Annotated in this window: 29 protein-coding genes; 21 read left to right on the forward strand and 8 right to left on the reverse strand. The window is 50.4% G+C overall.

Annotated features, from left to right (window positions below; translation table 11 throughout):
* The first annotated feature begins 1 nt into the window (after window position 1).
* The 10 genes from rsmG to AJ81_RS05480 are packed head-to-tail and all read left to right on the forward strand — an operon-like array spanning window position 2 to window position 8,063.
* Entirely contained in the window at window positions 2–700 is a 699-nt protein-coding gene (gene rsmG, locus AJ81_RS05435) for a 16S rRNA (guanine(527)-N(7))-methyltransferase RsmG (RefSeq protein WP_031505199.1), read from the forward strand.
* A gap of 9 nt (window positions 701–709) precedes the next feature.
* Window positions 710–1,447, forward strand: coding sequence for a lipoate--protein ligase family protein (locus AJ81_RS05440; RefSeq protein ID WP_031505198.1), 738 nt, complete (start codon window positions 710–712; stop codon window positions 1,445–1,447).
* A 26-nt stretch (window positions 1,448–1,473) separates the two neighbouring features.
* Entirely contained in the window at window positions 1,474–2,112 is a 639-nt protein-coding gene (gene rsmI, locus AJ81_RS05445) for a 16S rRNA (cytidine(1402)-2'-O)-methyltransferase (RefSeq protein WP_051368950.1), read from the forward strand.
* Window positions 2,109–2,534 carry a MarR family winged helix-turn-helix transcriptional regulator gene (locus AJ81_RS05450; protein WP_031505196.1) on the forward strand — a complete coding sequence of 142 codons (426 nt, stop codon included), beginning with the start codon at window positions 2,109–2,111 and terminating at the stop codon, window positions 2,532–2,534. The genes rsmI and AJ81_RS05450 overlap by 4 nt, the downstream gene beginning before the upstream one ends.
* Window positions 2,519–3,928, forward strand: a complete 1,410-nt coding sequence (locus tag AJ81_RS05455) for a PEGA domain-containing protein (RefSeq protein WP_031505195.1) — start codon at window positions 2,519–2,521, stop codon at window positions 3,926–3,928. The genes AJ81_RS05450 and AJ81_RS05455 overlap by 16 nt, the downstream gene beginning before the upstream one ends.
* Window position 3,929: 1 nt before the next feature.
* A complete protein-coding gene (locus AJ81_RS05460; RefSeq protein WP_031505194.1) occupies window positions 3,930–5,081 on the forward strand; it encodes a coiled-coil domain-containing protein in 1,152 nt (383 codons plus the stop codon).
* A gap of 6 nt (window positions 5,082–5,087) precedes the next feature.
* A complete protein-coding gene (gene lptC, locus AJ81_RS05465; protein ID WP_096325206.1) occupies window positions 5,088–5,708 on the forward strand; it encodes an LPS export ABC transporter periplasmic protein LptC in 621 nt (206 codons plus the stop codon).
* Window positions 5,709–5,714: 6 nt separating this feature from the next.
* The gene (serS, locus tag AJ81_RS05470; protein WP_031505192.1) at window positions 5,715–6,989 is read left to right on the forward strand and encodes a serine--tRNA ligase; all 1,275 of its coding nucleotides are present in this window, start codon (window positions 5,715–5,717) and stop codon (window positions 6,987–6,989) included.
* Window positions 6,990–7,673, forward strand: a complete 684-nt coding sequence (locus tag AJ81_RS05475; RefSeq protein ID WP_031505191.1) for a 16S rRNA (uracil(1498)-N(3))-methyltransferase — start codon at window positions 6,990–6,992, stop codon at window positions 7,671–7,673.
* A gap of 3 nt (window positions 7,674–7,676) precedes the next feature.
* Window positions 7,677–8,063 carry a hypothetical protein gene (locus tag AJ81_RS05480; RefSeq protein ID WP_031505190.1) on the forward strand — a complete coding sequence of 129 codons (387 nt, stop codon included), beginning with the start codon at window positions 7,677–7,679 and terminating at the stop codon, window positions 8,061–8,063.
* Here AJ81_RS05480 and AJ81_RS05485 read toward each other — a convergent pair.
* Genes AJ81_RS05485 through AJ81_RS05505 form a run of 5 tightly spaced genes read right to left on the reverse strand, consistent with a single transcriptional unit; the run spans window position 8,054 to window position 13,958 of the window.
* Window positions 8,054–9,196: an MFS transporter gene (locus AJ81_RS05485; RefSeq protein ID WP_257008775.1), complete on the reverse strand. Its 1,143-nt coding sequence runs from the start codon at window positions 9,194–9,196 to the stop codon at window positions 8,054–8,056. The genes AJ81_RS05480 and AJ81_RS05485 overlap by 10 nt on opposite strands.
* 1 nt (window position 9,197) lies before the next feature.
* Window positions 9,198–10,712, reverse strand: coding sequence for a glutamine-hydrolyzing GMP synthase (gene guaA, locus AJ81_RS05490; protein WP_031505188.1), 1,515 nt, complete (start codon window positions 10,710–10,712; stop codon window positions 9,198–9,200).
* Window positions 10,709–11,536: a 3-keto-5-aminohexanoate cleavage enzyme gene (kce, locus tag AJ81_RS05495; protein ID WP_031505187.1), complete on the reverse strand. Its 828-nt coding sequence runs from the start codon at window positions 11,534–11,536 to the stop codon at window positions 10,709–10,711. Before kce ends, guaA begins: the two co-directional genes overlap by 4 nt.
* Entirely contained in the window at window positions 11,524–11,925 is a 402-nt protein-coding gene (gene kal / locus AJ81_RS05500; RefSeq protein WP_031505186.1) for a 3-aminobutyryl-CoA ammonia lyase, read from the reverse strand. Before kal ends, kce begins: the two co-directional genes overlap by 13 nt.
* Window positions 11,922–13,958: an HD domain-containing phosphohydrolase gene (locus tag AJ81_RS05505; RefSeq protein ID WP_051368707.1), complete on the reverse strand. Its 2,037-nt coding sequence runs from the start codon at window positions 13,956–13,958 to the stop codon at window positions 11,922–11,924. Before AJ81_RS05505 ends, kal begins: the two co-directional genes overlap by 4 nt.
* Before the next feature lie 131 nt (window positions 13,959–14,089).
* Between AJ81_RS05505 and AJ81_RS05510 the strand changes: the two genes are divergently transcribed.
* Together AJ81_RS05510 and AJ81_RS05515 are read left to right on the forward strand one after the other, a co-directional pair.
* A complete protein-coding gene (locus AJ81_RS05510; protein ID WP_031505184.1) occupies window positions 14,090–14,740 on the forward strand; it encodes a cytochrome c biogenesis CcdA family protein in 651 nt (216 codons plus the stop codon).
* 14 nt (window positions 14,741–14,754) lie between these two features.
* Complete coding sequence (locus tag AJ81_RS05515; protein WP_031505183.1) at window positions 14,755–15,420, forward strand: thioredoxin family protein; 666 nt, start codon at window positions 14,755–14,757, stop codon at window positions 15,418–15,420.
* Here AJ81_RS05515 and AJ81_RS05520 read toward each other — a convergent pair.
* Complete coding sequence (locus tag AJ81_RS05520; protein WP_031505182.1) at window positions 15,410–16,132, reverse strand: hypothetical protein; 723 nt, start codon at window positions 16,130–16,132, stop codon at window positions 15,410–15,412. The genes AJ81_RS05515 and AJ81_RS05520 overlap by 11 nt on opposite strands.
* Before the next feature lie 67 nt (window positions 16,133–16,199).
* On the opposite strand from AJ81_RS05520, the gene AJ81_RS05525 reads away from it, so the two are divergent.
* From AJ81_RS05525 to AJ81_RS05555, 7 genes are all read left to right on the forward strand, one after another.
* The gene (locus AJ81_RS05525) at window positions 16,200–16,643 is read left to right on the forward strand and encodes an SRPBCC family protein (protein WP_031505181.1); all 444 of its coding nucleotides are present in this window, start codon (window positions 16,200–16,202) and stop codon (window positions 16,641–16,643) included.
* A gap of 83 nt (window positions 16,644–16,726) precedes the next feature.
* The gene (locus AJ81_RS05530; RefSeq protein WP_031505180.1) at window positions 16,727–16,942 is read left to right on the forward strand and encodes an FmdB family zinc ribbon protein; all 216 of its coding nucleotides are present in this window, start codon (window positions 16,727–16,729) and stop codon (window positions 16,940–16,942) included.
* 41 nt (window positions 16,943–16,983) lie between these two features.
* Window positions 16,984–17,391, forward strand: coding sequence for a methylmalonyl-CoA epimerase (gene mce / locus AJ81_RS05535; RefSeq protein ID WP_031505179.1), 408 nt, complete (start codon window positions 16,984–16,986; stop codon window positions 17,389–17,391).
* Window positions 17,392–17,403: 12 nt separating this feature from the next.
* Window positions 17,404–18,945 carry an acyl-CoA carboxylase subunit beta gene (locus tag AJ81_RS05540; RefSeq protein WP_031505178.1) on the forward strand — a complete coding sequence of 514 codons (1,542 nt, stop codon included), beginning with the start codon at window positions 17,404–17,406 and terminating at the stop codon, window positions 18,943–18,945.
* A gap of 9 nt (window positions 18,946–18,954) precedes the next feature.
* Window positions 18,955–19,320, forward strand: coding sequence for an OadG family protein (locus tag AJ81_RS05545; RefSeq protein ID WP_031505177.1), 366 nt, complete (start codon window positions 18,955–18,957; stop codon window positions 19,318–19,320).
* Window positions 19,296–19,718, forward strand: coding sequence for a biotin/lipoyl-containing protein (locus tag AJ81_RS05550; protein WP_031505176.1), 423 nt, complete (start codon window positions 19,296–19,298; stop codon window positions 19,716–19,718). Before AJ81_RS05545 ends, AJ81_RS05550 begins: the two co-directional genes overlap by 25 nt.
* A 21-nt stretch (window positions 19,719–19,739) precedes the next feature.
* On the forward strand, window positions 19,740–20,192 hold the full coding sequence (locus tag AJ81_RS05555; protein ID WP_031505175.1) for a chemotaxis protein CheW: 453 nt from the start codon (window positions 19,740–19,742) through the stop codon (window positions 20,190–20,192).
* On the opposite strand, the gene AJ81_RS05560 is transcribed toward AJ81_RS05555, so the two are convergent.
* The gene (locus AJ81_RS05560; protein ID WP_031505174.1) at window positions 20,152–21,402 is read right to left on the reverse strand and encodes a TolB-like translocation protein; all 1,251 of its coding nucleotides are present in this window, start codon (window positions 21,400–21,402) and stop codon (window positions 20,152–20,154) included. The genes AJ81_RS05555 and AJ81_RS05560 overlap by 41 nt on opposite strands.
* 74 nt (window positions 21,403–21,476) lie before the next feature.
* Between AJ81_RS05560 and AJ81_RS05565 the strand changes: the two genes are divergently transcribed.
* Window positions 21,477–21,851 carry a flagellar protein FlaG gene (locus AJ81_RS05565; RefSeq protein ID WP_051368709.1) on the forward strand — a complete coding sequence of 125 codons (375 nt, stop codon included), beginning with the start codon at window positions 21,477–21,479 and terminating at the stop codon, window positions 21,849–21,851.
* A gap of 3 nt (window positions 21,852–21,854) precedes the next feature.
* Complete coding sequence (gene fliD / locus AJ81_RS05570; protein WP_031505172.1) at window positions 21,855–23,648, forward strand: flagellar filament capping protein FliD; 1,794 nt, start codon at window positions 21,855–21,857, stop codon at window positions 23,646–23,648.
* Here fliD and AJ81_RS05575 read toward each other — a convergent pair.
* A complete protein-coding gene (locus AJ81_RS05575; protein ID WP_051368710.1) occupies window positions 23,645–25,051 on the reverse strand; it encodes an Rne/Rng family ribonuclease in 1,407 nt (468 codons plus the stop codon). The genes fliD and AJ81_RS05575 overlap by 4 nt on opposite strands.
* Window positions 25,052–25,056: the final 5 nt, after the last annotated feature.

Below are 25,056 nucleotides of genomic sequence, written 5' to 3' on the forward strand. Positions count from 1 at the left end.
GATGAACGTTGAAAACGCTTACTGTGAAAAGCTTCGAGAAATTTTGAAGAGCTATGGTATTGATATGAACGAGCAGAAAATCGAGCTGATCGCTCGCTATCTTTTGTTGCTCATCGATGCACCCATCAATGTGTCGGGCATCGAAGATTTTGAATCTGCGGTTCACAAACACGTTGTCGACGTTCTCTTGCCTGTCAGTTGGCTCGAGGGTAGACTGCTGGACGTTGGTACCGGTGGAGGAGTTCCGGGTGTGGTACTCTCGATAGTGTATCCGATCACGAGTGTCTTGGTCGATTCCTCGAAAAAGAAAACAGTGTGGCTTTCGAACACGATTGAAAAGCTCGGATTGAAAAACGTCGAGGTGGTCTGTGAGAGGATAGAAAACCTCGCCGATCGCTACAGAGAAAGCTTCGATTACGTCACGGCGCGCGCCGTGGCACCTTTGAGGATCCTTTTTGAACTCTGCGCGCCGTTCTGCAAGATCAACGGGCTGTTGCTTCTCTACAAAGGACCGAACTGGCCTGAAGAGATGACGCAGGCGAAAAGGGCTGCTGAGATTTTGAAAGTTAAACTCGAAGAAAGCGTCGAGTACAGACTCTCGGGTGGTGAAAGAAGGGTGCTCTTGAAGTTCAGAAAATTCGCACCGACGGAAAAAACCTATCCGAGGGAAACGAAGAAGATCTTGAAGCGTCCACTGTGAGGGAAAGACATGTTTCTTTTGAAGACTTGGAACTTTCCTGCGAAGACGAACATGGCGATCGATGTAGTCTTAGCAGAGATGGCGAGTCAACCTTTGCTCAGGCTGTACAGCTGGGCAAGACCCACGATTTCGCTCGGAAAGCACCAGAAACGGATCGAGTTGAACAGAGAGTACATGGAAAAGGCGGGCATCGAGTGCGTCGTCAGACCGACGGGTGGCAGGGCGGTGCTGCACTGGGACGAGCTCACCTATGCTTTCATGGTGCCGAGTTCACACGAGCTTGCGAAGAAGAACCTGGAAGATTTCCACAGAACGATCAGCGAAAGAATCTTCTCGGCGTTGCGAAAACTCGATCTGCCAGTCGAAATAGAGCCACGAAAGGGGCAGGTCACGAAGAGCCCTGCGTGTTTCGAATCGCCGTCCATGTACGAGATCACTCTGAACGGAAAGAAATTGGTGGGAAGCGCCCAGATGAGGACGAAAGATTTCGTACTCGAACATGGTTCAATACTTTTTAGAACACACGTTGAAGAGTACGCAAGATGCTTGAACCTGGACCCTGCCAGCTTGAAAGACAAATTCATCGGTCTGGAGGAAGTGAAAGACGTGTCTTTGGAAAATCTTTCAGAGAAGTTGGTCGAATCTTTCGGCGAACTTTTTGGACCCATCGAGTATTTCACGCTCAACTGTGAGCTTTTGAACAGAGTCTACGAAAGGGAGGATCAGTTCGCTTGCCCGGTAAGTTGACGATCGTCGGTACTCCGATAGGCAACATGTTAGACATGACCATAAGGGGAATCAAAGCGCTCAGAGAGGCGGACGTCATCTTGGCCGAGGACACGAGAAGAACGTTGAAACTGCTCAAGTTTTACAGGATAGAGAACAAACAGATTCTGTCCTACGGTGTTCACAACCAGACCAAAAGTATACCTTCGATCCTCAAGCTCCTCAGCGAGGGAAAAAAGGTGTGCTTAGTGACGGATTCGGGCATGCCGTCGGTGGCCGATCCGGGAGGGCATTTGGTGGACGCTTGTTGGAGAAAAGGTATCGAACTCGATGTGATGCCCGGTCCGAGTGCGCTCACGTGTGCGATGGCGCTCTGTGGGTTCGACACTTCGCGCGTGCTCTTTACAGGTTTTCTTCCTCGCGGCAAGAAGAGGAGAAAGTTTTTGAGAGAGATGAAAGGAAAGAAACTCGTTCTGGTGTTCTTCGAAGCGGCGATCAGGATGCAGGCAACACTGAAGGATGTGCTGGAGATCTTGGGTGACTGTGAGATCTTCGTTGGAAGAGAGATGACGAAGATGTTCCAACAGCTGTACAGGGGCAAGGTGAGCGAGGCGTTGGAACTTTTCAAAGACACCAAGGGTGAGATAACGGTCGCTCTGAACCTCAAGGGGAGGGAAGAATCTTGAAGAGAGAGGTTGAAAAACTGCTCAGAGAGATCTGCTTCACCGTTAAGGTCGAAGGCAGAATCGTGCTCAAGGATTATGCCATCACGACCGCACAGTTCGATCTTTTGCAAAGGCTTTACTTCAGAGGTCCAATGAAAATGGTTGATCTGAGTCAATCTTTGGGCATCGCGAAGAGCACGCTGAGCGGGATCGCCAAGAGGCTGGAAACCGCGGGTTACGTGGAAAGAAAACGAGGAATCGACAAGAGAGTTTACATGCTCTCCATCAGCGAGAAGGGCAAGAAAATCATCGACAGCGTCATAGAAAGGCGAGTCGAGTTCATCGGAAAAGTCCTTGAGAACATTGGAGAGCACAGATCCAGAGAGCTACTCAAACTGCTCGAAAAACTCAAGGAAGAGATGGAAAAGTGCAGAAGCCGTTGATTCTGTTTCTACTCATCACTCAACTCTGTTTTGCGGTCACCTTAGTGACCAACGTTCCGAACGTCGAGGTGAGGCTCGGTTCAGTCTTGCTGGGCGTGACCGACAGAAGCGGCGTGGCGCAGATCGATGTGAGCCTTCCCGCGACGCTCACGCTCGCCAAACCTGGTTATCTGACCAGATCGGTCTATCTGGAAGATCCAGAGAAAACTTACTTCGTCGCTTTGATCGCGTCTGCCAATTTGCAAATCAGCACCACACCGAGCGGTGCTTCGGTGTGGATCAACAAAAAGCTGGTGGGTCAGACCCCGCTCGAAGTGGATCTGGAACCGAAAGAATACGAGATCGAGGTGCACAAAGAAGGATTCTGCAGAATCAGAAGGTCCGTTTCTTTACAGGCACGCGAGGGAGAGAAACTGCACTTCGAACTTACAAGCGTTCCAACCGTGCGGCTAACATCGAAACCGTCTGCGAAGCTCTGGGTGGATGGAACGTTCGTGGGTGAAACTCCAATCGATCTGAAACTCACGGTCGGTGAACACGAGGTGAGGTTGGAAAGAACCGACTTTCTGTCACTGTTTCAAACCATCCACGTTTCAGACCACGATCTTCAGCATTTCGAATTCTTTCTCGAACCCAGTGCAAAACTGCTCGTTCAGGCGAATCCTCCCCATGCGGTAGTGGAAGTTGAAGGTCTCAGACAGAGACAACCTGCCAGCTTTGTTGATCTTCCTGTCGGCATGAACACGATTCTGGTGAGGGGCATGGGTTACGAAGAGAAGCGGATCGAATTCGATCTCAAACAGGGTCAGAACTTTCTGTTCGTTTCGCTCGAGCCGAGGGTCTTTCAACTCGACATCGTCGTACCGGAGGAAGCCGTGATCTTCGTCGATGGAAAGAGCGTCGGAAGGGGCCCGACCGGCGTTCGACTCGCCCAGACGGTCCATCTGGTCGAAGCCCGTTGGGGAGAAAAACGGTGGATGGGACTGGTGGACCTCACGGAAGACAAAAAGATCGAAGCGAACTTCGATGTCGCTACCGTTTTGCCCTTGGGAGATAGAAACACACTCTACACGGTGGAAGGAATCATCTATAGGCCTCCGTCGTTGATCTATCTTCCTGAAGGATTTCACACCATCAAGATGAACGAGAAAGAGAGAACGATCGAGTTCGAAGCTGGAAAACTTTACAGTTTCTCTCCCGAAGAACTGGGCTATCTGTGCATCTTCAGCGACAGCGTTGTGGAATGTTTTGTGAATTCGGAATTCGTAGGTCTTTCGCCTGTGTTATTCTATCCAGTGAAACCGAGCGTTTTGAGGGTGAGCGTCACGGGCTGGGAAAAGGACGTGCTCGTCGAACCAGCGAAGGTGAGCCATGTGAGAGTGGGAGGTGATTGAAGTGAAGAGGATGACCATACTGGTAGTTTTTCTGATCGCATGTTCGTCGATCGCTCAGGTGAACATCAGGGACGTCTCTCCTGTTTTGGACATCTACACGCCCGTTTCGTTCGTCGTCGAAAACAAGATCATGGAACTGGATGAGAACGGTAACTTCAGAGGAGGATTGTTGACCACCCGGTTCGATATTGCGCAGTACATATACAGAACGATCAAGAACTTTCAACTGGATGAGCTTTCGAAAAAATTCTCAGCCCTTGAGGAGACTCAAAAGGAAGTTTCCGCGAAAATGTCTGGTATCGAAGCGGCCTACAGGACTTACGATCAAAGGTTGAGGGAACTCGAGACCGCCACGGTGAATCTGCAGAGTCAGCTGGACAAGCTCTCACAGGAACTCTTCGCTCAAGTTCAGAAACAACTCTTGGATTACATCAAGTCTCAAGAGAATCAGCTCGCCAAGATCGATGCATTGACTGCAAGGCTCGACGCCGTTGAGAAGTTGAACTCGGAACTGTTCAAACAGATGCAAGCACAACAGAGCGACCTCAACAATGTTTTGAACGAACAGGTAAGCATCAAGAACCAGATTCTGAGCCTGTCACAACAACTTTCCGCACTGAAGAGCTCTGTGGAGTCCCTCGCCAAGAAGTTGGACCAGACGTCCGCAGAACTGGCAAGCCTCAAAGATTCGACGAAGAACGAGTTTGCCGCGTTCACCAGTTTGATCGATCAGAAGATATCGTCCTCAGAAAATAGATTGAACGTCACGCTCAAGAGCCTTCAGAACGAGCTCGCTTTGCAAAAGAAGGAACTGACGGACAGGATTGAAGAGTCCAACAGACTGAAACTTCAGATTCAGGATCTTCAAAAGAGACTGACCACGCTCGAGAGCTTCGCATCGAAACAACAGATTCAGGAACTGAAGGATCAGATCGACGGCTTGGCCGAGAAAACGTCGAAGATAGAGCAAGAGTTGAGGAATCTTGAAAGCAACTTGGCCTCGCTGGACTTGTCGAGATTGCAGAGGAGGATAGAGGAGCTCGAGGCGAAAAACAAGAGCTTGGAGTCCAACCTGAACATGGCTTACATAGTGGGCGCTGCGGGGATCGCGATCGGATTGCTCGCGATCATCCTCGGTTTGGGAGGAAAGTGAGAGATGATGAAGAAAAATCTTTTGATCGTCCTGCTTCTGTGTCTGTTCATCACGAGCTTTGCCAAGACCGTGCACATCGTGTCGAACTACGTCAAACCGGAGAAAGACAGGGCCTACTACGAGGGGAACGTGAAGGTTCGCGTCGAGGAAGACAAGTTGACGCTTCTGTGTCAATCCATGCTCGTGACCAAGTTGCAAAACGAATGGAGATTGATCGACGCAACGTCAACCTTCATAGAGTTCGAAAGCGGTCAAGCGACGGCAACGAACCTGAAGTATGATTTGAAGACCAAAACGGGCACGTTGATGGGCAACGTTCAGGCAAAGATAACAGACGAGGAAAGTTCCGATGAAGTTCAGCTGTTCGCCGAGAAACTGTCCATCGATCTGGACGGAAACGTGTTTCAAACGGACAAGCCTGTCCGTGTGATCAAAGGCAACATCGAGGCTTCTGCGAACGGTTTGTTCTACAATAGAAAGCTCGGCCTGATCAAACTAACCGGTTCGGTCGTTCTCGTGGACCATGAAAAGAACCTGAAGATGTGGGCGGATGCGGTGGAGATCAAAACGGCGAACGATGAGATGACTGCGACGAACGCGAAGGTGGAGCTCGTTGTGGAGGAGTGATGGAGCTTGCTGGACATACGTCTGTTCAGGGAAGATCCAGAAAGAGTGAAGAACGCTCTGAAAAGCAGAAACCAAGACACCGCCATCGTGGATGAGATCGTCTCTTTGGACACCAAAGTGAGGCAACTGACCAACGAAGTGAACCAACTCAGGGCGCAGAGGAACAACCTTTCCAAACGCGTCGCGCAAGCGAAGGCGCGCGGTGATGAACAAGAAGCAACGCAGTTGATGGAGGAAGCAAAAGGCGTAGGCGAGCGCATAGACGCGATCGAAAAAGAACTCGACGAGGTGAAACAGAAACTCGACAGACTCATGCTCTACGTGCCGAACATTCCGCACGAGTCTGTCCCAGTCGGACCGGACGAAACACACAACGTCGAGGTCAGGAGATGGGGTGAACCGAGGAAGTTCGATTTCGAAGTGAAGCCACACTGGGACCTTGGTCCACAGCTGGGGTTGATGGATTTCGACAGGGCCGCGAAACTGTCTGGTTCGCGCTTCACGATCATGTACTCGGCGTTCGCAAGGCTCGAACGCGCGCTGATCAATTTCATGCTCGATCTCCACACGAAGGAGCACGGTTACACCGAAGTCTGGGTGCCGCACCTCGTCAAGCGCAGCACGATGACCGTCACGGGGCAACTTCCAAAGTTCGAAGAGGAAGCGTACAGGATTGATTCGGACGATCTGTTCCTCATACCCACCGCCGAAGTCCCATTGGTGGCGCTCAGGGCGGACGAAATCCTTGAAGAAAAACAACTTCCACTCCTCTACACAGCTTACACACCCTGTTACAGGAGAGAAGCGGGCAGTTACGGCAAAGATGTGCGTGGCATGATAAGACAGCACCAGTTCGACAAGGTTGAGCTCGTGTGGCTGACAACTCCACAGCGTTCCTTCGAAGACCTTGAAACGCTCGTTCACCACGCGGAAGAGGTACTACGAAGATTGGAACTACCTTACAGGGTTGTCTTGCTGTGCACGGGCGACATGGGCTTCGGCGCTGCGAAGACGTACGATCTGGAGGTTTGGCTACCATCTTACAACGCCTACAAAGAGATATCTTCGTGCAGCAACGATGCGGATTTCCAAGCCAGGAGAGGAAACATTCGTTACAGAAGAAGGGATGGCAAACTCGACTACGTTCACACGCTCAACGGTTCTGGCGTGGCGATCGGAAGAACGCTCGTCGCGATCGTGGAGAACTACCAGAGGCCCGATGGGAGAATAGATGTTCCCAAAGCTTTGCAACCTTATCTGGGTTGCGAGGTGATTCCCTGATTGCCCCACCTTTTTTACGGAAAGTTGAAAGATGGAGAGATCGTCCTCGACGAGCACGAGACACAGCACTTGAAGGTTGTGAGAATCAAGGAAAATGAAGAGATACTCGTCACGGACGGAGAGGGAAAACTCTATCGCTGTCGTGTTCTGAAGATAGGCAAGGATGAATCGATCGTTAGAGTCGTCGAGTCTAAAGAGAAGAGGGAAAAGATACTTCCGCTGACGTTGTGTATAGCTTCACAGCGCTGGGAAAGACTCAGATGGCTTTTGGAAAAGGCTGTTGAACTTGGTATGGCGAGACTGCTGATCTACAAACCAAACAGGGGCAGATCTTACGCCGACAAGCTGGACAAGCTGAACCTCGTGATCCGAAATGCGGCCAAACAGTGTGCCAGATGCCATTTTCCAGAGCTTGTGGTCTTGGACAATTTTGATCTTCCTGTTGAACCATCGAGAACGTTCGTGCTCCATCGATCTGGTGAACCACTGACGATCTCTCGTGCGAAGTATTTCAACAACATCGTCGTCGGTCCGGAAGGAGATTTCACAGATGTGGAGTTGAACGTTCTGCGTTCGAAGTACACGCTGTTCAGTCTGGGAGAAACGATCTTCAGGTTCGAGACAGCTGCCTTGCTCGTCATGGGGCTGATGTACTTTCTGAACGATCCTCTTGAGGAGGGATGAGCCGTGAAGAGAGGTGAAAAGGTTCTCTCTTTCGTGAAGTTCGAAAAGGAACTCGAGAGCGCCTACCGTGAAAGGCTCGCCGCCGTGAAGAGACCGGAAGAGACGGGAGACGTTTTTATCGAATTCGCTATCAAATTCCTGAGCAGAGTGAATCCAGCGATCACAAAGGACCATTCGGACCAGATCGTCTTTGAACCTGAGAGCGAGGACGGATACAGACTCTCTCCGCAGTTGGAACAGATCCTTGGTAATGAAGTGCTCACCAAAAGCGATCTGCCCGCGATCCTCAAGAGGATGGCTTTGAACGCTGCGCACAGAAGAAAATCGTTGCTGTCCAACACCGAAAGGACGGATTTGTTCAGACTGCAGGAAAGACCCGATCAGCGCTGACAGTAAACGAACGTCAGGATAGAACCAAGGATCATGATCGAGCCCATCGCAATGAAGACCAACGAGAAGGAAAAGGTTGCGAGCCAGCCCGCAAGCAGTGGACCAAAGAGGCTTCCGAAGGATCTGACGGAAGTCAACAGTCCGAGGAACTCGGCCCGTCTGTTCGTCGGCACGTTCTCTATGACAAAGTTCGTCGCTCCGTTGATGAAAGCTCCAAATCCAAGACCCGAAACCGCGTAGGCCAGAAGGACCGTCAGCGTTGAATCTGCTGGTATGAACAGCAGTGCTCCAACGCCGGATGCGAGCATCCCGAAGGCCGCGATGTACTTGCTCGGGACTTTTTGCATCATCCAAGCTGCCAAGAAGTGTGAAGGCACCTGCATGAAAGGATTGGCAGAGGCCAGCAGGATGGCCGCGGACTTCTTCATGCCAACCTCTTCAACGAGGTAGACCGCTATCAGCGCGAAGGTGCCGCCTATACCCAGCTGTCTCAAAAACGAGCCGAGGTACATGGCCCACAGGTTCTTCTTCTTCAGAACACTCTTCGAAGTTATCGCGGAGAAAACTCTCTGAAGGTTCGTCCTTTGGATTTCGTACCTGTGGTGTGGTACAACCGCGGTTTTCTGAACGAAGTACAGCATCGTCAGTGCGACGAAGAACAAGATTAGCATCACGTGGACCACAGAAAGAAAATTCAACAACGGCGATATGACGATCCTTCCCATACCCATACCAAAAGAGTTCACCGCGTTGACAACGCTCACAACGACGTTGCTGTTGATCTTCGAAGACTCGACGAAGATGGCCATCGAAATGGGGTCGAACGCGCTCGAAAAGAAAGTGAAGATCGCAGCCACGAAAAAGAAGTGTGCTGCCCGCTTCGCGACGGTGTAACCTGGTAAGAAACTGAGAGCGATCGAGATGGCTATCAACAAGATTTTCTTTCTGCTCTTTGATTCGTCGCTAAGTGCTCCCCAAAAGGGAGTTGCGAGGCTTCCAACCGCGCTCGTGATCGTCGAGAGGAAACTTATGGAGAAGAGGTCTATCGACAACTCCCTCATCCTGAGCTGAAGCAACATGTCGAAATTCAGAAAGCTGAAACTCTTTATGAAGGAAGCAAAATAGAGACTCAGCCTATTCCCACTCGATGGTCGCCGGTGGCTTTGAGCTGATGTCGTACACTACCCTCCCGACTCCTTTGACGCCGTTCAGAATCCTGCGCGATATCAAGTCTAACACGTCGTGTGGAATCTTCGACCAATCGGCCGTCATGCCCTCGACGCTGTCGACACACCTTATCGCCAACACGTAATCGTAGGCCCTTCTATCTCCCCTCACTCCCACGGACCTCACCGGCAAAAGTACGGCGAAGGCTTGCCAGATCTTTTCGTACCATCCTGTTTCTCTGAGCGTTTCGATCAGTATGTAGTCTGCCTCTCTGAGGATGTCGAGTTTCTCTTCGTCCACCGGCCCGATCACGCGCACAGCCAGACCTGGGCCTGGGAAGGGTTGTCTGTGGATCACGCTCCTGGGTATACCGAGCATTTCTCCGACGATCCTGACTTCGTCTTTGAACAAGTTCCTCAATGGCTCGACTATCTTCAGATCCATCTTCTCTGGAAGTCCTCCAACGTTGTGATGGCTCTTTATCGCCGCCGTTTTCTTGCCAGACTTTGCACTCTCTATCACATCCGAATAGATCGTGCCCTGAACCAGGTGCGTCGCACCGTAACTCTTCGCTTCTTGCTCGAAGACTCTTATGAACTCCTCTCCGATGATCTTCCTCTTCTTCTCTGGATCGTCCACACCCTTCAGTTTGCTCAAAAATCTCTCGCGCGCGTCTATCTTCACAACGTTCAACTGCAGCATGTTCTTGAAAACATCCATCACTTCTTCTGGTTCGTTCTTTCTCAACAGGCCATGATCGACGAACACGCAACGCAGATTTGTACCGATCGCCCTGTGCACCAAGACGCACGCGACTGAAGAATCCACACCACCCGAGAGCGCGGCGATCACCTTCTTACCGCTCAATTCTTTTCTGAGTTCTTCGATCTTTTGTGTGATGAAATCTTCCAAGTTCCAGTTCGGTTTCAAACCGCATATCCTGCTCAGAAAGTTCTGCAGCATCTGTCTTCCAAACTGTGTGTGGCGAACCTCTGGATGGAACTGCAAAAGCCAAAATCTTTCACGATCGCTCGCAGACACTATCATTCCGTTCTTCGAATGGGCCGTGACCTTAAAGCCCTTCGGTAGAACTTTCACGACGTCTGAATGGCTCATCCAAACGGTACTTTCCCTGGGAACGTTCTCGAAGATGGGATCATCTTCAACGATCACGATCTCCGTTCTACCGTACTCTGCGAGCTCTCCAGGTTCGACCTTTCCACCCATCTCGTGCGCGAGAAGCTGCATGCCGTAGCATATTCCGAGCACTTTTCCCTTGTAGGCTTCGAACCAACTTGGAAGTCTCGGCGCGTTTGGCTCGTACACGCTCGCAGGTCCACCCGAAAGGATCAAGGCACCGATGTCCGAGACGTCCACATCTTCGTCGGGCTGGACCACTTGGCTGTAATAACCAAGTTCCCTCACGACACGCGCGATGAGCTGTGTGTACTGTGAGCCGTAGTCGAGTATGAGAACCTTCATTTTCTTCTCTCCCCGAGCTGTAGAATTTCTCTGGCCTCTTTCGGCGTGGCGATCGGCCTGCCGAGTTCTCTGGCCAACCTCACGACCTTTTGGACCAGCTCGGCGTTCGACTTCGCAAGCACACCCTTCTCTATGTAGATGTTGTCCTCCATGCCAACTCTCACGTGTCCTCCCATGACGATTGCCAGAGCAGCCATGGCGAACTCGTGTCTACCTATCCCAGCCACAGACCACGTCGCACCGGGAGGAAGGCTGTCCACCATCGTGACCAGATTTCTCGCGTTCGCCGCTATACCGCCCGGAACTCCCATGACGAAATCGAAGTGAAGATGCCCTTGAACCAGATTCTTCTTCACCAAAGTCAGGGCGTTGTTTATGTGTCCCAGATCGAAGCACTCGAACTCCGGCATGATACCCTTCTCTTTCATGGCCAAGGCGAACTTTTCTATCATAGGCATGCTGTTGAAGAACACGTCGTTTCCGAAGTTCACCGTGCCCGTGGTGAGCGTGGCCATGTCCGGATCGGCCTCGAGCGATTGGAGCCTCTCTTCCGGAGTCATCCACACAGCCCCACCGGTGGAAACCTGCACGATGATGTCGGGACACTTTTGTCTTATCAATTGAACCGTTCTTTTGAAAATCTGCGGGTCCTGTGTTGGATTGCCGTTTTCGTCTCTCACATGCAGATGAACTATGGATGCACCCGCGAGGTAAGCTTCGTAGGTTTGCTGAGCGATTTCTTCTGGGCTGATCGGGATGTAAGGGGTGTCTTTCCTCGTGACCTCAGCGCCACAAACGGCGACGGTTATGATCAACTTTTCCATCCTTGTGACCTCCTCTGTTTGTCCTTGGGGACCACGCAGACTGCGACGGCCTTCGCGACGAGCACGGGTGGATCGAGCACGTCGCAAGCGGAAGGTTGTTCTGGAATCTGCGCGTTGCTGATCACTTTGTACACCTCGAACTTCATCTTTCTGGAGGTGTTGCCAACCTCGACGATTTCACCATAAACTTCGAGAAAATCTCCTGCGAAGACGGGTTTCAAGAACTCGACGGTCTCGTACGCCCTCAACAAACCTTCGTCACCGTCGTGTCTGATCAAAAGTTCTGTAGCCACATCGCCCATGAGTTGCAGTATCTTGGCACCGTCGACCAATCCACCGGCGTAGTGCGCATCGTGCTCACTCACTCTCAACCTCAACATCGCTTTCATTGAGAACCACCTCTCTTGACGAAAATTTCAGTACCTTCCTTAAGGAATTCCACGAACCTCTTCGCCAAGTACGGATCGAACTGAGTGCCACTGTGGCGTTCGATCTCAACGATGGCATTTGTCAGGTCCATACCCCTCTTGTAAGGTCTGTCGGTGGTCATCGCATCGAAGGCGTCCGCGATACTCAAGATCCTCGATTCGAACGGAATGTTTTCGCCAGACAATCCATCAGGATAGCCTTTGCCGTCGTAACGCTCATGATGATGCCTCGCGATCCGTGCTATGTCTTCCAATCCAGCTTCGTTGAGCAACTCGAAACTCTTCAGAGGATGTATCTTGACCAGCTCGTACTCTTCACTCGTGAGAAATCCGTTCTTGTTCAGGATGTGCTGTGGCACGAAGATCTTGCCCACATCGTGCACCATGCCAACCCAAAACAATCGCCTGATCGTGTTACGATCGAGTCCGAGCTTTTCTGCAAAGAGTGTGGCGTAGCGTGCGACGTTTTCAGAATGTCCCCTGGTGTAGTAGTCGTAGTACTCGAGCGCCTTGACGACGACACTCAAAAGCCTCCTTTGGAACAATCCTTGTTCTCTCACATAGCTTCTTAGAGAAAGCAACGTGGCCAAGAAGTTTGAGAATTTGTCAATGTACTGTCTCTCGACCGCGCTCAAAGCTTCGGTTTTATAGAAAAGTACACCATGAGTGACCTCTTGAGAACGTATCGGAACGAATTCTAAGCCAGTTAGATCTTTTTCATCACAAACTTGGCCAATGATCCTCAAAAGCTCATCTTGGCTTCGTGCCGAACCAAAGTCGTGAAGCACTTCAATTCTTCGAACCACAGGCTCTCTATTGCTCGTTATAAAAGTGATCCTACCAGGTTGACTCGATCTTAGAATGACACCAGCGAAATCTTGCTTCGGCAAGTAGCTCTTGAAAACTGTCAAGATCTGCAAAAGGAACTCCTTTTCTTGCAGAGTTTCGTAAGTCAGTTTGTTCGTCAAATCCAGAACGTCCTGAAAAGCCATCTGAAAACGCTCAGCTTGTTCCGTCTTTTCCTCGAGCATCTTGTTGAGATTTTCCAACTCTTGGTTCATCGCTTCGAGTTCTTCGTTGTTCGCCCTGAGTTCCTGGTTCATCGCATCGAGTTCTTCATAAGAAGTTTGAAGTTCTTCGTGCTTCTTTTTCAACTCCTCGGTGCGCTGTTCCACCAAACGCGCGAGACGTTTGTTGATGAGAAGTAAGACAACGAAGAACAGAAAAGTCGCCAAAGATCCAGAGAGTATCAACCAACGCAACCAGATGGGAAAGAAAAATTTCGGTTTCACAAAGAGGTTGATGACCCTATCGATTTCTCCTCTCGGCAAGCGATCCAAAGCCGCGTTGAACTGTTCCGCGAGCTGTGGCTTCAACTTTGTAAACGCGAAGTACGCCCACTCGACGGAGATTGGAGGAAGACTTTCAAAAAGATGGTACAGATCGTGTTTTATCAGATAATAACTTGCCGTCAAATCTTCCATGAGAAAGACATCGATCTCTCCTCTTTCGACGGCTTGAACGAGCTGATCGAGATCAGCGAATCTTCTGAACACGATCGAGGGATTCTTCGCTCTGAGCAACGCTTCGTTCGCATCGCCTTCGACAACCCCCACCACGAACGCCGTGAGGTCTTTGAAATCTTTCACCTTCAGATCCTTTCTCACCCACACCAAGCTTTGGATTCTCAGAATCGGCTTTGAGAACAAGAACACTCTTTCTCTCTCAGGGGTTTTAAAGATCAAATTGATCATATCGGCTTGGCCACTCTCAACAAAGCGCAAGGCTTCTGAAAACGGAAGAAGTTCAACGTCGAACCTCAGTTCGGAAACCTTCTCGATCGCTCTCAGTATGTCTACGGAGATGCCCACCACTTCTCCGCGCTCGTTTCTGTAGATGAAAGGTGGATAGAAATCACCGCTGACGAACTTGACTTGCTGAGAAAGACAGATCGTTACCAACAACAGACAAAACAAAGTTATTAGCTTCCTCACGAGCCTTCCCCCTGACTTTGACGAGTTCGTGTTCGTCTCACAAGAATTTTACAACACATCGTTGTAGTGCGCGCATGATCTGTGATAAAATATTTCCGACAAAACCGGTCTACTTTTGGAGGGAAAAACGCATGGCTATAACTGTCACACAGGTCGACATCTGGACGGCGCTCGTGCATGGTTTGATCTCTTTCTTGAGCCCGTGCGCCCTGCCATTGTTACCTTCTTTCTTGGCGCTACTCTTGTACGATAAAGGTAAAGTTGCTTTCCTCAGGATAGCTGGCTTCTTTTTGGGACTGTCTGGGACCTTCTCGGCTCTGGGTGCCCTGTCGGGTAGCCTTGGCAGTTTTCTGGACAAGAATCTGCTTCGGTACGTGTCCGGCACTTTGATCATCGTCATGGGTGTGTTGTTCCTTCTGCAGGTGCAACTGTTCAAGCCCAGGGCTGTGAAACTCAACAAGTTCACGGCGGGTGGAGTTCTGTCCGGTGTTGGATTGGGACTCGGTGTGGGTCTGGTTTGGATTCCATGCGCCAGTCCGGTGCTGGCATCCATCTTGGCGATCGCCGCCACGAAGGGAACCGCGTTGAAAGGAGCCATGCTACTCTTCATCTATTCGCTGGGTATATCCATACCGTTCTTGACGATCGGTGGAGTCGTGTCGAAGTTGCTCACCAAGGTGAGCTTTGGAACGCCACTTTGGGAAAGGATCTTGAAGTACGGAACGAGTGCTTTACTTTTTCTCATAGGATTTTTGATCATCAGCGGAAAAGCCTTCGTTTGAGAGGAGTGGTTTGAATGAAAAAGTTCTTGTCTATCGCGCTCACAGTCTTTGCATTGGTTGGATTCACCCAGAGCATTCTTTTGAACGACGTGGACATCGCGGTAAAACTTGCCAGGATCGAGCAGAAAAAACTCGCCATCGTCTTCACAACGCAAACTTGTCCATACTGCGTCAAGCTCAAGAACGAAACGCTCACGGACCGAACGGTGAAAGAACTCATCATGGCGAACTTCATTTTCGTCGAAGCGATGTACGACACAAGCAGGTCAACAGAAGCCTTTGGACAGAGGATGAGCTACGCTCAACTGTTCAACTATTTCAACGTCAGTGGTGTGCCGACCACATGGTTCTTCAGCAGTGAGGCAACTCCTTTAGTATACCTGCCAGGCTACGCTCCGGCAAGCACGTTCGCTCAGATTCTGAGGTACGTCTATCAGGAGATCAAGGAAGATTTTTCTCAGTACGCGAAGAAAAAGGACAACTTCGTGGGTGAGAGAAAGCTTCTGCGTGTGACACAAGAGGAAGCGAACTTTGTGCTTCAGAACGATCCGAACGCGTTGTTCGTCGCTTCAGCTGTGGAAAAGCCCGATATTTTCAAGGTGTACGTTACCAAAGATGAACAGATCGCGAACAAACTGAACGAACTTGGAGTCTTTCGTGTGCTCTTGGTCACTGATTGACCTTGTTGCTTTTGCTTTCTCGAGGGGCCACTCTGGCCCTCTTTTTGAAGTTCAAAAGCACGCTGAGTGCGAACAGAACGAGCCAAACGACCACGAACGCGAAGGTGATCGGTTGGCTTTCGAACATCTTCGAAATTTCCTCTGTGGGACTTCTCGTCATCAGCACGTACGACCATCCCACCAGAGAGAAGGACAGAAGGCCACTCGCAACGAGAAGGGATATCACGGCGAGCACCTGACTGCTCTTTCTAACGGCGATCAGACCGCAGACCACACCGAGTGACAACCCAACACCAATGGATACGAGCACGTTTAGATCTAATTGTCCGATCGCACCCAGCTCCTTAGACTGAAGGATCAGACGCGTCAGATAATAACCCAGCGCACCTGCCGCGAGAAAACCTGCAAGGAAAACGAAAATCTTGTACAGACCGTACAGAACCGCACCACACAACACGCCCAAGACGAGAACGAAGATCAAATGCGCAGTCGAGTTCTCCAAAAGTTTCTGTTGTAATCCACTCAGGAACTCGACTCTCCCCATCCATTCGATGATCAAGGGACTGACGAAGAAACTACCGAGCAGAAAACCGAGCAACGACATTAGGATGTTCTCGAGGTACCTCGCCGCAAAGACGACGAAGACACACATCGGCAGAACGATGTACCAGAGTTCTAAGATCATGTTCAATTTGAAGATTTCAAAATCCACGCTTTCACCTCCTTCTGTGCTTTTTTATTCTATCACTCACTATAGTAAAATTGAGTCGGTGTCGTCGATGCTTCAAACGGTGAAAATGCACTTCGTGGAACATTTCAACGTTTCGGTGGAAAAGTTGTGGCACCTCTTTGTGAATCCCAACGGCTGGGATCCGTGGTTCACCGACGGTATGAGCATGGAAACCTTCGAAGGTGGTCACATTCGGTTCCGTTGGAAGCGAATCACGGCGGACGAAGTTGTGGAAGATCGTGGTGTAGTGATCTTCGTGGAAACCTTCAAGGTCTTCGAGTTTTGGTGGTACGAATACGAAGATGGTTTCAGATCGAGGGTAAAGATGACATTTGTACCGCACGGAAAGAACGAATCTTGGTTGAAGATAGAAGATTCCGTGCTCGTCGACGGTGAAAAGGAATTATCGATCGCGCTTGGTTGTGCGTACGGCTGGGGTCAGATGCTGTGTCTCGCGAAAGCCTACGTAGAGCGTGGCTTAATTCTCATTTAAGAAGTATTAACCGTTTGGCAAATCAGTTCAGGTAGCATAATATATGAAGGATCGACGAACGAACAGACCAGGAGGTGGTCCAGATGCCCTTCTACAGGTATGTTTGTGAAACATGCGGTTCTGAAAAGCGCGTCCTCCATGGAATGAACGAAAATCCGACGATCCTCTGTGAGTGTGGTTCACAAATGAAACGCTCCATTGGCAGAGTGGCCGTGGTGTTCAAAGGTAGCGGTTTCTACGTGACGGACAACAAGAAGAACGAAAACAAAAAACAGGAGAAGAGCGAAGAAGCTGCGTGATGGGGCAAGCGCCCCATCAAACTTTTGGAGGGGGTGAAGCTGTGCAGGTTCATAGGATAGATCACGTCGGCATAGTGGTGAGAAACGCTTCGGAAAGACTGAGGTTTTACTCAGACTTTCTCGGTTTGAAATCAGTGCACACCGAAGAACTCCCAGAGCGTGGTATTCGCATCTACATGATAGAAGTTGGTGAAAGCAAGATCGAGCTGCTCGAACCGATGAACGAGCAATCTGAGATCAACAAGTTCTTGGAGAGCAAGGGTGAGGGCATCCATCACATCGCCTTCAACGTGACGGGAATAGATGAAGCCGTTGAAATGGCGAAGAAAAACGGTTTTCAACCACTTTCGGATGCCCCAAGACCCGGTGCGGGAGGAACGCGCGTGCTGTTCTTACATCCGAAATCCGTCGGTGGGGTTCTGGTCGAACTGGTGGAAGGTCATCACTGAGGAGGAGTGTGCATGGAAGAGCTGATCAGAAAGCTCAAAGAGTTGGAACAAAAGGTCGAACTCGGAGGGGGACAGGACAAGATAGAAAAACAGCATTCACAGGGCAAGTTGACGGCCCGCGAGAGACTCGCGCTCCTTTTGGACGAAGGTTCCTTCATGGAGATAGACAAGTTCGTCAAGCACAGAGCCACAACGTTCGGCCTGGACAAAGAAGAGCTTCCCTGCGATGGTGTCGTGACGGGTATTGGAAAGATCAACGGCAGGCTGGTCGCGGTTTTCTCGCAGGATTTCACCGTGATGGGTGGTTCTCTCGGTGAGATGCACGCCAAGAAGATCATGAAGCTCATGGATTTGGCCATGGAACTCGGTATTCCTTTGATCGGTATAAACGATTCTGGGGGAGCGAGGATTCAGGAGGGTGTGGACTCGCTCTTTGGATACGGAGGAATCTTCTACAGGAACACGCTCGCATCTGGTGTTATACCGCAGATCACACTCATAGCTGGCCCGTGCGCGGGTGGTGCGGTGTATTCGCCCGCCATAACGGATTTCGTGGTGATGATCGACAAGACGGCCAAGATGTTCATCACAGGCCCAAACGTGATCAAAGCCGTGACCGGCGAGGATATAAGTCAGGAAGATCTCGGTGGAGCTTACGTCCACAACTCCAAGAGCGGAAACGCCCACTTTCTGGCCTCGAACGAGGAAGAAGCGATACAGATCATCAAAAAACTTCTCTCCTACATTCCCCAGAACAACCTTGAAGAACCCGATTTCGTTCCCGGAAACTACTCACTCTCAATGAGCGAAGAGATAAACAACATCGTGCCTGTGGAACCCACGAAGAGTTACGATGTCAGGAAAGTCATAGAAATGGTAGTCGATGAAGATAGCTTCTTCGAGGTACACAAGAACTATGCGAGAAACATCGTCGTGGGTTTCGCAAGGATCGCAGGCACGAGCGTTGGAATAGTCGCCAATCAACCTTCGGTGCTCGCAGGTTCTTTGGACATAGACTCTTCTGACAAAGCCGCGAGGTTCATAAGATTTCTCGACTGTTTCAACATACCCATTGTCACCTTCGTGGACACACCGGGTTACCTGCCGGGCGTACAACAGGAACACGGAGGCATCATCAGACATGGTGCAAAGCTTTTGTTCGCTTACAGTGAAGCAACAGTTCCGAAGATCACCGTGATACTGAGGAAAGCCTATGGGGGAGCCTACATCGCGATGGGTAGCAAACACCTTGGCGCCGATCTGGTCGCAGCCTGGCCCACCGCGGAGATCGCGGTCATGGGACCGGACGGTGCGGCGAACATCATTTTCAGAAAAGAGATAGAGACTGCACCGAATCCGGAGGAGAAGAGGAAAGAACTGGTACAACAGTACCGCGAAATGTTTGCCAACCCTTACGTGGCAGCGTCGCGAGGTTACATTGATGCTGTCATAGAGCCTGTCAAGACCAGAGAATGGATCGCTCAGGCTTTAGAGATCTGTCGCACCAAGGTTCAGTCGTTGCCGAAGAAGAAACACGACAACATACCGTTGTGAGGTGATGGTATGTCCAACGATATCAGCAACCTCACAGTGCTCGTGGTTGGAATTGGATCGGTTTTCCTGGTGTTCGTGATACTGTACATCATTTTTGTGATAATGGAAAAGATCTTCACCTCGCAACAACGCAGAACCTCACGTGGTGAGGTGAAAACCACACAAAATTTCGTCAAAACCGAGGAGAACGTTGAACAGGACGAAACCATGGAGGCGGCCGTCATTGGAGCGGTGATGGCTTATATGAGCTTAGAGAGTGAAAAACCTGTCATGCAACCCAAAGGTAGGGTCCTTTCTTTCGAGGAGAGAACCACAAGCTGGAGAAAGAGCGGTTGGAAAGGAGCGAGAGGATGGCGCGCAAGTTCAGGGTGGTGATAAACAACAAAGAATACATCGTTGAGGTCGAGGAGATCGGAGGCTCATCGATCGTTCAATCGGTTCAACCCGTCGTCGAAAAGCCACAGTTGGTTGAAAAACCCCAGCAGGTGCAAACACAAAACGTGAAAGCTGAGCCAAAGAAGGTGGAACAACCGAAAGAGAAACCAACACCAAAGGCTGGTGGTGTAGAAGTAAAAGCACCGATGTCGGGTCTCGTCGTGAAGGTGCACGTCAGCGAGGGACAACAGGTCAAGCGAGGACAGAAACTGTTGGTTCTCGAGGCCATGAAGATGGAAAACGACATCGTCAGCGAGCACGAAGGTACGGTTGTTAAGGTCCTCGTGAAGGAAGGAGACAACGTGGAGACTGGGCAGACCTTGATCACGATAAGCTGATCGAAAAAGGAGGCTACACGAATGGAACTGAAGGTCGTGAGTTTCGCTCTGGGGGAAGAAAAGTTTGCATTGGACATCATGAACATCGACAGCATAGTGGAAGTGGGAAAGATCGTGAAACTGCCAGAATCTGCTGACTACGTCGAGGGGATCATGAATTTGCGCGGCAACGTGATACCGATCATCAACCTGAAAAGGAAATTCTCCATGCCGGACACGGGCCGTTCGGCGTCAGCGAAGATCATCGTCGTGAACATGAAGGGCAAGAGGGTTGGCCTGCTCGTCGATCAGGTGCACGAGGTGCTCACGCTGACCGACCAGCAGATTGAGCCACCTCCGGCGGGCGTTGGAGGAACGAGGGCGAACTTCATCTTAGGCATAGCCAAGATAGGTGAAGAACTGTTGATCATCTTGAACGCCGAAGAGATCTTGTCTAAGGAAGAGAAGATTGCTCTTGAGAATCTGAAGGTTTGAAGAACCTGACGAACCATATGTCCGGTTCAAAGAAACCTTCGCTCGCGCTGAAACCAACGAGTTGTCCATCGGGCGAAAACGATGGGTAAAATGCATCTTGCCTCAGTTCTTCTGTGAGACACCACTTTTCGTTGGTTTGTAGGTCCTTGATCCATATGGCGTAGTATCCCAGACAGTTGCAGGAATACGCGAGGTAACGTCCATCCGGCGAAATCGCCGGATCGTGTTCGTTGTAGAAGCCATCCTCGACGCAGACAACGCTTCCTTCGGGCGTGAGCGCGTAGATACCGAAGTTGGCTTCTTTGAGGCCAACGAAGTAAATCGTCCCATCGTGTGCGGCCGGTGAGAACACCATGTCGAAGCCTTCTATGTTCAGTTTGGTTCGGCGCCTGGCGAGCGTGGCTCGGTACATGGCGTTGCCAGCTTCTGTGTCTTGAACGTACAAGAGCGTGTTGTTATCCAGCCACGTTGGTGAGTAGGCGGGTGCGTTGCCAGCAGAGATGAGCACGATGTTCCTCGCGTGGTCTTCGATCGGCATCACGTAGATGTTCCAAAAACCGTGCAGAGATCCTTGAAATGCGAGCCTCGAACCGTCGGGTGAAAATCTGGGAAAGTATTCGCTGCTGCCGTGAACGGGCAGAACTTTCAGAGTGCCTTCCGTCAAGTTCAACAGGGCGATGTTCCTGTTACCACCAAGCCTATCGGTGATGAAGGCGAAAAGCTCACCGTTGGGGCTGAAACTGCTGTATTCGTCCACCGAGGGATGGTAGGTCACGCGCAGATACTTTTCGAATTTGCCAGTCACCAAAAGTCTCAGAGCGGCTTTCTCGAGCGGATAGTGCGCGCACTCTCTGACGAACTCCCTGTAAGGTTTTTCCGCTCTCGGCGAATAGCTGCAACTGTAAACGACACTGTCAAATTCCAGCCAGCTTGCGTAGTAAGCGTTTCTCGTGGCATCATAACTGATAGAAAAGCTCAAAGCGAACTCCTCTTCGATCGAAGCGAGATCGTTACTCGTGAGCGTTGCTCCATCCATTTCGATGGAGACGAACACATTCTGAGGAACGAGTGAGAGAATAGAACTGGCAACGTCACTCGCGAGCTCTTTGCTCTGCTCGTCAGAGACAATCGTGATCCTCAGACCGACGGTCGCAAAACAGCTTATGAACGTGAGTAACGCGAAAAGTAACGAAAACCTTCCTGCGCTCATCGATAAAATTGTACCATCGGATTAAAGGATTCTGTGTGTCCGTCGATCAATAATATAGAGGAAGGGGTGCACCCATGAATGTGGATTCTGTGAGAATGGATCCTCATCACAACACGAATACTATGAATGTGAACAAGGTTCAAACTGAGAGCGTGAAACAACTTCAGTTGAACGTGGAGAAAGCCTCCGAAGAACCTCAGAAACAACAGAACAACGATGTGGATCTGTCCAAGGCGATGGACTCGCTCAAGAAAACCTTTGAAAGGCTCAGCAGGTTCTTCAAGACGGAGGCCCAGTTCACGATAGAGCGTGAACTCAACATGATAATCATCAAGATAAAGGACAGAGACACAGGTGAGATCGTCAGGCAGATCCCACCAGAGGTGGCGGTAAAGATCGCGAAGAACCTTCAAGAGTTGATGGGTATCTTGTTCGATGAGAAGGTGTGAATCATGGATGCCATATCCAAGATCGCGTCGAGTATAAACTACAGATACAGATCGTCAAACATTCAGTTCGGTGGTCTGGCCTCCGGGTTGAACACGGCCGACATCGTGGACGCGTTGATGCAGATCGAGGCAAGACCAGCTGAAAGATTGTATCAGAAGTACGAGAGTTTGGGGCTGAAACAAAAGGCGTACCAGCAGCTGGAAGAAAAACTCGAAAGCTTCGAAACCTTTCTGGCCAGCTTCAAATTACAGGCCACACTCATGGCGAAGAAAGTCTCAATTGATTCTGACAAAGTCTCAATCGAAGCATCTGCCGCTGCCTTGGTTGGCAGCTACCAAATCAAAGTGCTGTCGATCGCGAGCAGAAGTTCCACGACGAGTGGAAGAACGATAGGGCCCGAGGTCGATCCTTCCACGAAGTTTGGCGATCTGGTTTACAGATACAACCCGACCGACTCCGTCTTGAAGATCCAAGTCGGTGCGACGGTGCACACGGTCAACATCTCGACGGAAGACACGATCTCTGACATCGTCAACAAGCTCGACGATATCTTCGGTTATGGCAACGTCAGATTCGAGAACGGAAAACTGATCATCGAGAGCAGTCAGGCTTTCGCCATCCAAACGATACAAGGTACCTTCAGTCACGTTTTCAATCTGAAGGATGCTCCCATCGTTCAAGAGGCTGGAGAATACGTTCTTCGTAGCACTGCACACGTGGGAGCCGTCTCACCGTACAGGACACTGTCTCAGATCTCTACCTACCGTGGAATATCGATCACAAGCGGTGTTTTGAAGATCAACAACGTCGAGATCAACGTCGATACAAACATGACGTTGAATCAATTGATAGACGCGATCAACTCGAGCAACGCTGGAGTAACTGCAGCTTACGATCAGAACTCAGACAAACTGATCGTGACATCGAACCAAACGGGTGCGAACGCTATAACCTTCGAAGACAACGGTACGAACCTGCTCGCACTGCTCGGCATGGACGTCGGTCAGTTCAACGTCGGCGGTGTGACACACGTTCAGTTGAGCAGTGATGGTGTGAACTGGATCGATCTCTACTCTTCCACAACCGAATTCAGTTACATGGGACTCTCGATAAAGGTTAAAGGGCTGGTCGAAACGCCTCTGAGCTTCAACGTTGAGAACGACGTTGATTCGATCGTCTCGAAAGTAAAGGAATTCGTCGACAAGTGGAACGAGCTCATGGAGTACATTTACAACAAGTACCACGAAAAGCCGGTGACGGGCAAAAACGCCGAAGAGCTCAGCGAGGAAGAGAAGCTGCAAGGGATTCTTCAAAGAGATCCACTTCTGAACGAGATCTTTTTCAGATTGAGAGGCTTCATAACAACACGTATCGAGGGTGAGATCTCCTATCTGTGGCAAATAGGTATAAGGACGAGCAGCTACGGTTATCAGAACATGAAGATGGGAAAGCTCGAGCTCGACGAAGACCAGCTGAAGGCGGTTCTAAGGGAAAATCCTGAGAAAGTGTGGGCCTTCTTTGGAGATACGAACGGTTTCGCACAACAGATTCACTCTTACGTCAGAGAACTCACCAGATTCGGTGGAAGGATCGACAGCATCGCGGGCATAAGCGGGACCATAACGAATCAGATGAGAAGCTTGGCAAAGCAACTGCAGAGCTGGCTGGAACGGTTACAGAAGAGAGAAGCGTATCTCTGGAGCAAGTTCTCCGCCATGGAAGAGGTTGTGTCAAGGATGCAGGCTCAGGGTAGCTGGCTCACACAGTTCGCCAGCCTGAGCAGGAACAACCGTTAAGTCTTCTTAGATAGTGTGATCTCGAACTCGTTTGGATCGGGATGGGTGAAGCTCACCTTGACTTTTTCCCTGTGGGCCGGAACGAGGGCCTTGATTTTCTCCATGTAACCGGAAAAACGCTGGTGGAGGTTTATCTTCACCGAACCATATTGAGACAGATCTATCTCCTTCAGCGCGTTGGAGAGTCTCTTCAGCACAATCGTGGCGGATAACACTCTGCCTGAACCTTTGCAGATCGGGCACGGTGAGAACAGCAGTTGCTCGCTCGATGGGGTTCTTCTTTTTCTCGTCATCTCGAACAGCCCAAGGCGTGTGAACCCAAGAAGCTCCACGTGCGCTGGGTCTTTCTCAAACGATTCCCGGATCTTTTTGAACAGTCTGTCGTAGTATTCTTTGTTTGGCATTCCGATGAAGTCCACCACCACGATACCACCTATGTTGCGCAATCTCAGCTGTCTGGCAATCTCTTTCGCGGCCTCCATGTTGATCCTGAAAGCCAGTTCAGCGTGGTTTTTTCCACCGGTGAAACTTGCGGAATTGACGTCGAACACGGTCATGGCTTCCGTCGTGTCGAGCGCCAGATAGCCCCCACTGGGCAGGTCTATCGTACGTCTCTGTAAAAGGTTCAGTTGCTGGTAGATGCTAAAGCGTTCGAAGAGGTCTCCCTCAACGAAGTGCACGACGATGGATTTGCTGATCTTTTTGACCTCCTGCTTGACCAACTCGTAGGCCTTCTCTTCGTTGACGTAAACTTCATCGACATTCTTGTTCAAGCGTTCTCTCAGAACGTAATCTATCGCCGTGGGTTCTCTTCTCAGCAATTTCACTCTTCTCGACCTTTTGAAACTGGACAGGATCTGCTGCCATTCTTGCCTGAGCGATTGAAGCTCCTCCTCTATGATTTCCATGGGCATACCTTCAGAAGCAGTTCTGATGACGAGACCTTCGTTTTTCTCAAGCTTTGAAAAGAGTGATCTCAACCTCTCCCTCTCGCGCTGTTCGACGATCTTCTTTGACACACCCCTGACCCGAGACATCGGAAAGTAAACCACGTAACGACCTGGCAGAGAAAGCTTGCACGTAAGCTGAGGCCCCTTCTGTCCGACAGCGTCGTGTTTGACCTGAACCAAGAGCTTCGAGCCTTCTGCGGGTTGCTTGCCACTGAGCACCTGTTGTACGTAAGACTTACCAACATCACTGATCCTGAGAAAGCCATTCTTCCCCTCGCCTATGTCGACGAAGGCTGCGTTCAAGGCGGGTATGATCTTCTGTATCACGCCCACGTAGAGGTTCCCGGCTATGGTCTCGTTCTCTTCATCGAAGACCTCTTGAAGCTCACCATCTTCAAGAATAGCGCCACTGACGAAATTCTCATGAACGTTTATGATCAGAGCGGTGGGCACATTCA

It is taken from the genome of Pseudothermotoga hypogea DSM 11164 = NBRC 106472, from assembly GCF_000816145.1.
Lineage (GTDB): Bacteria > Thermotogota > Thermotogae > Thermotogales > DSM-5069 > Pseudothermotoga_A > Pseudothermotoga_A hypogea.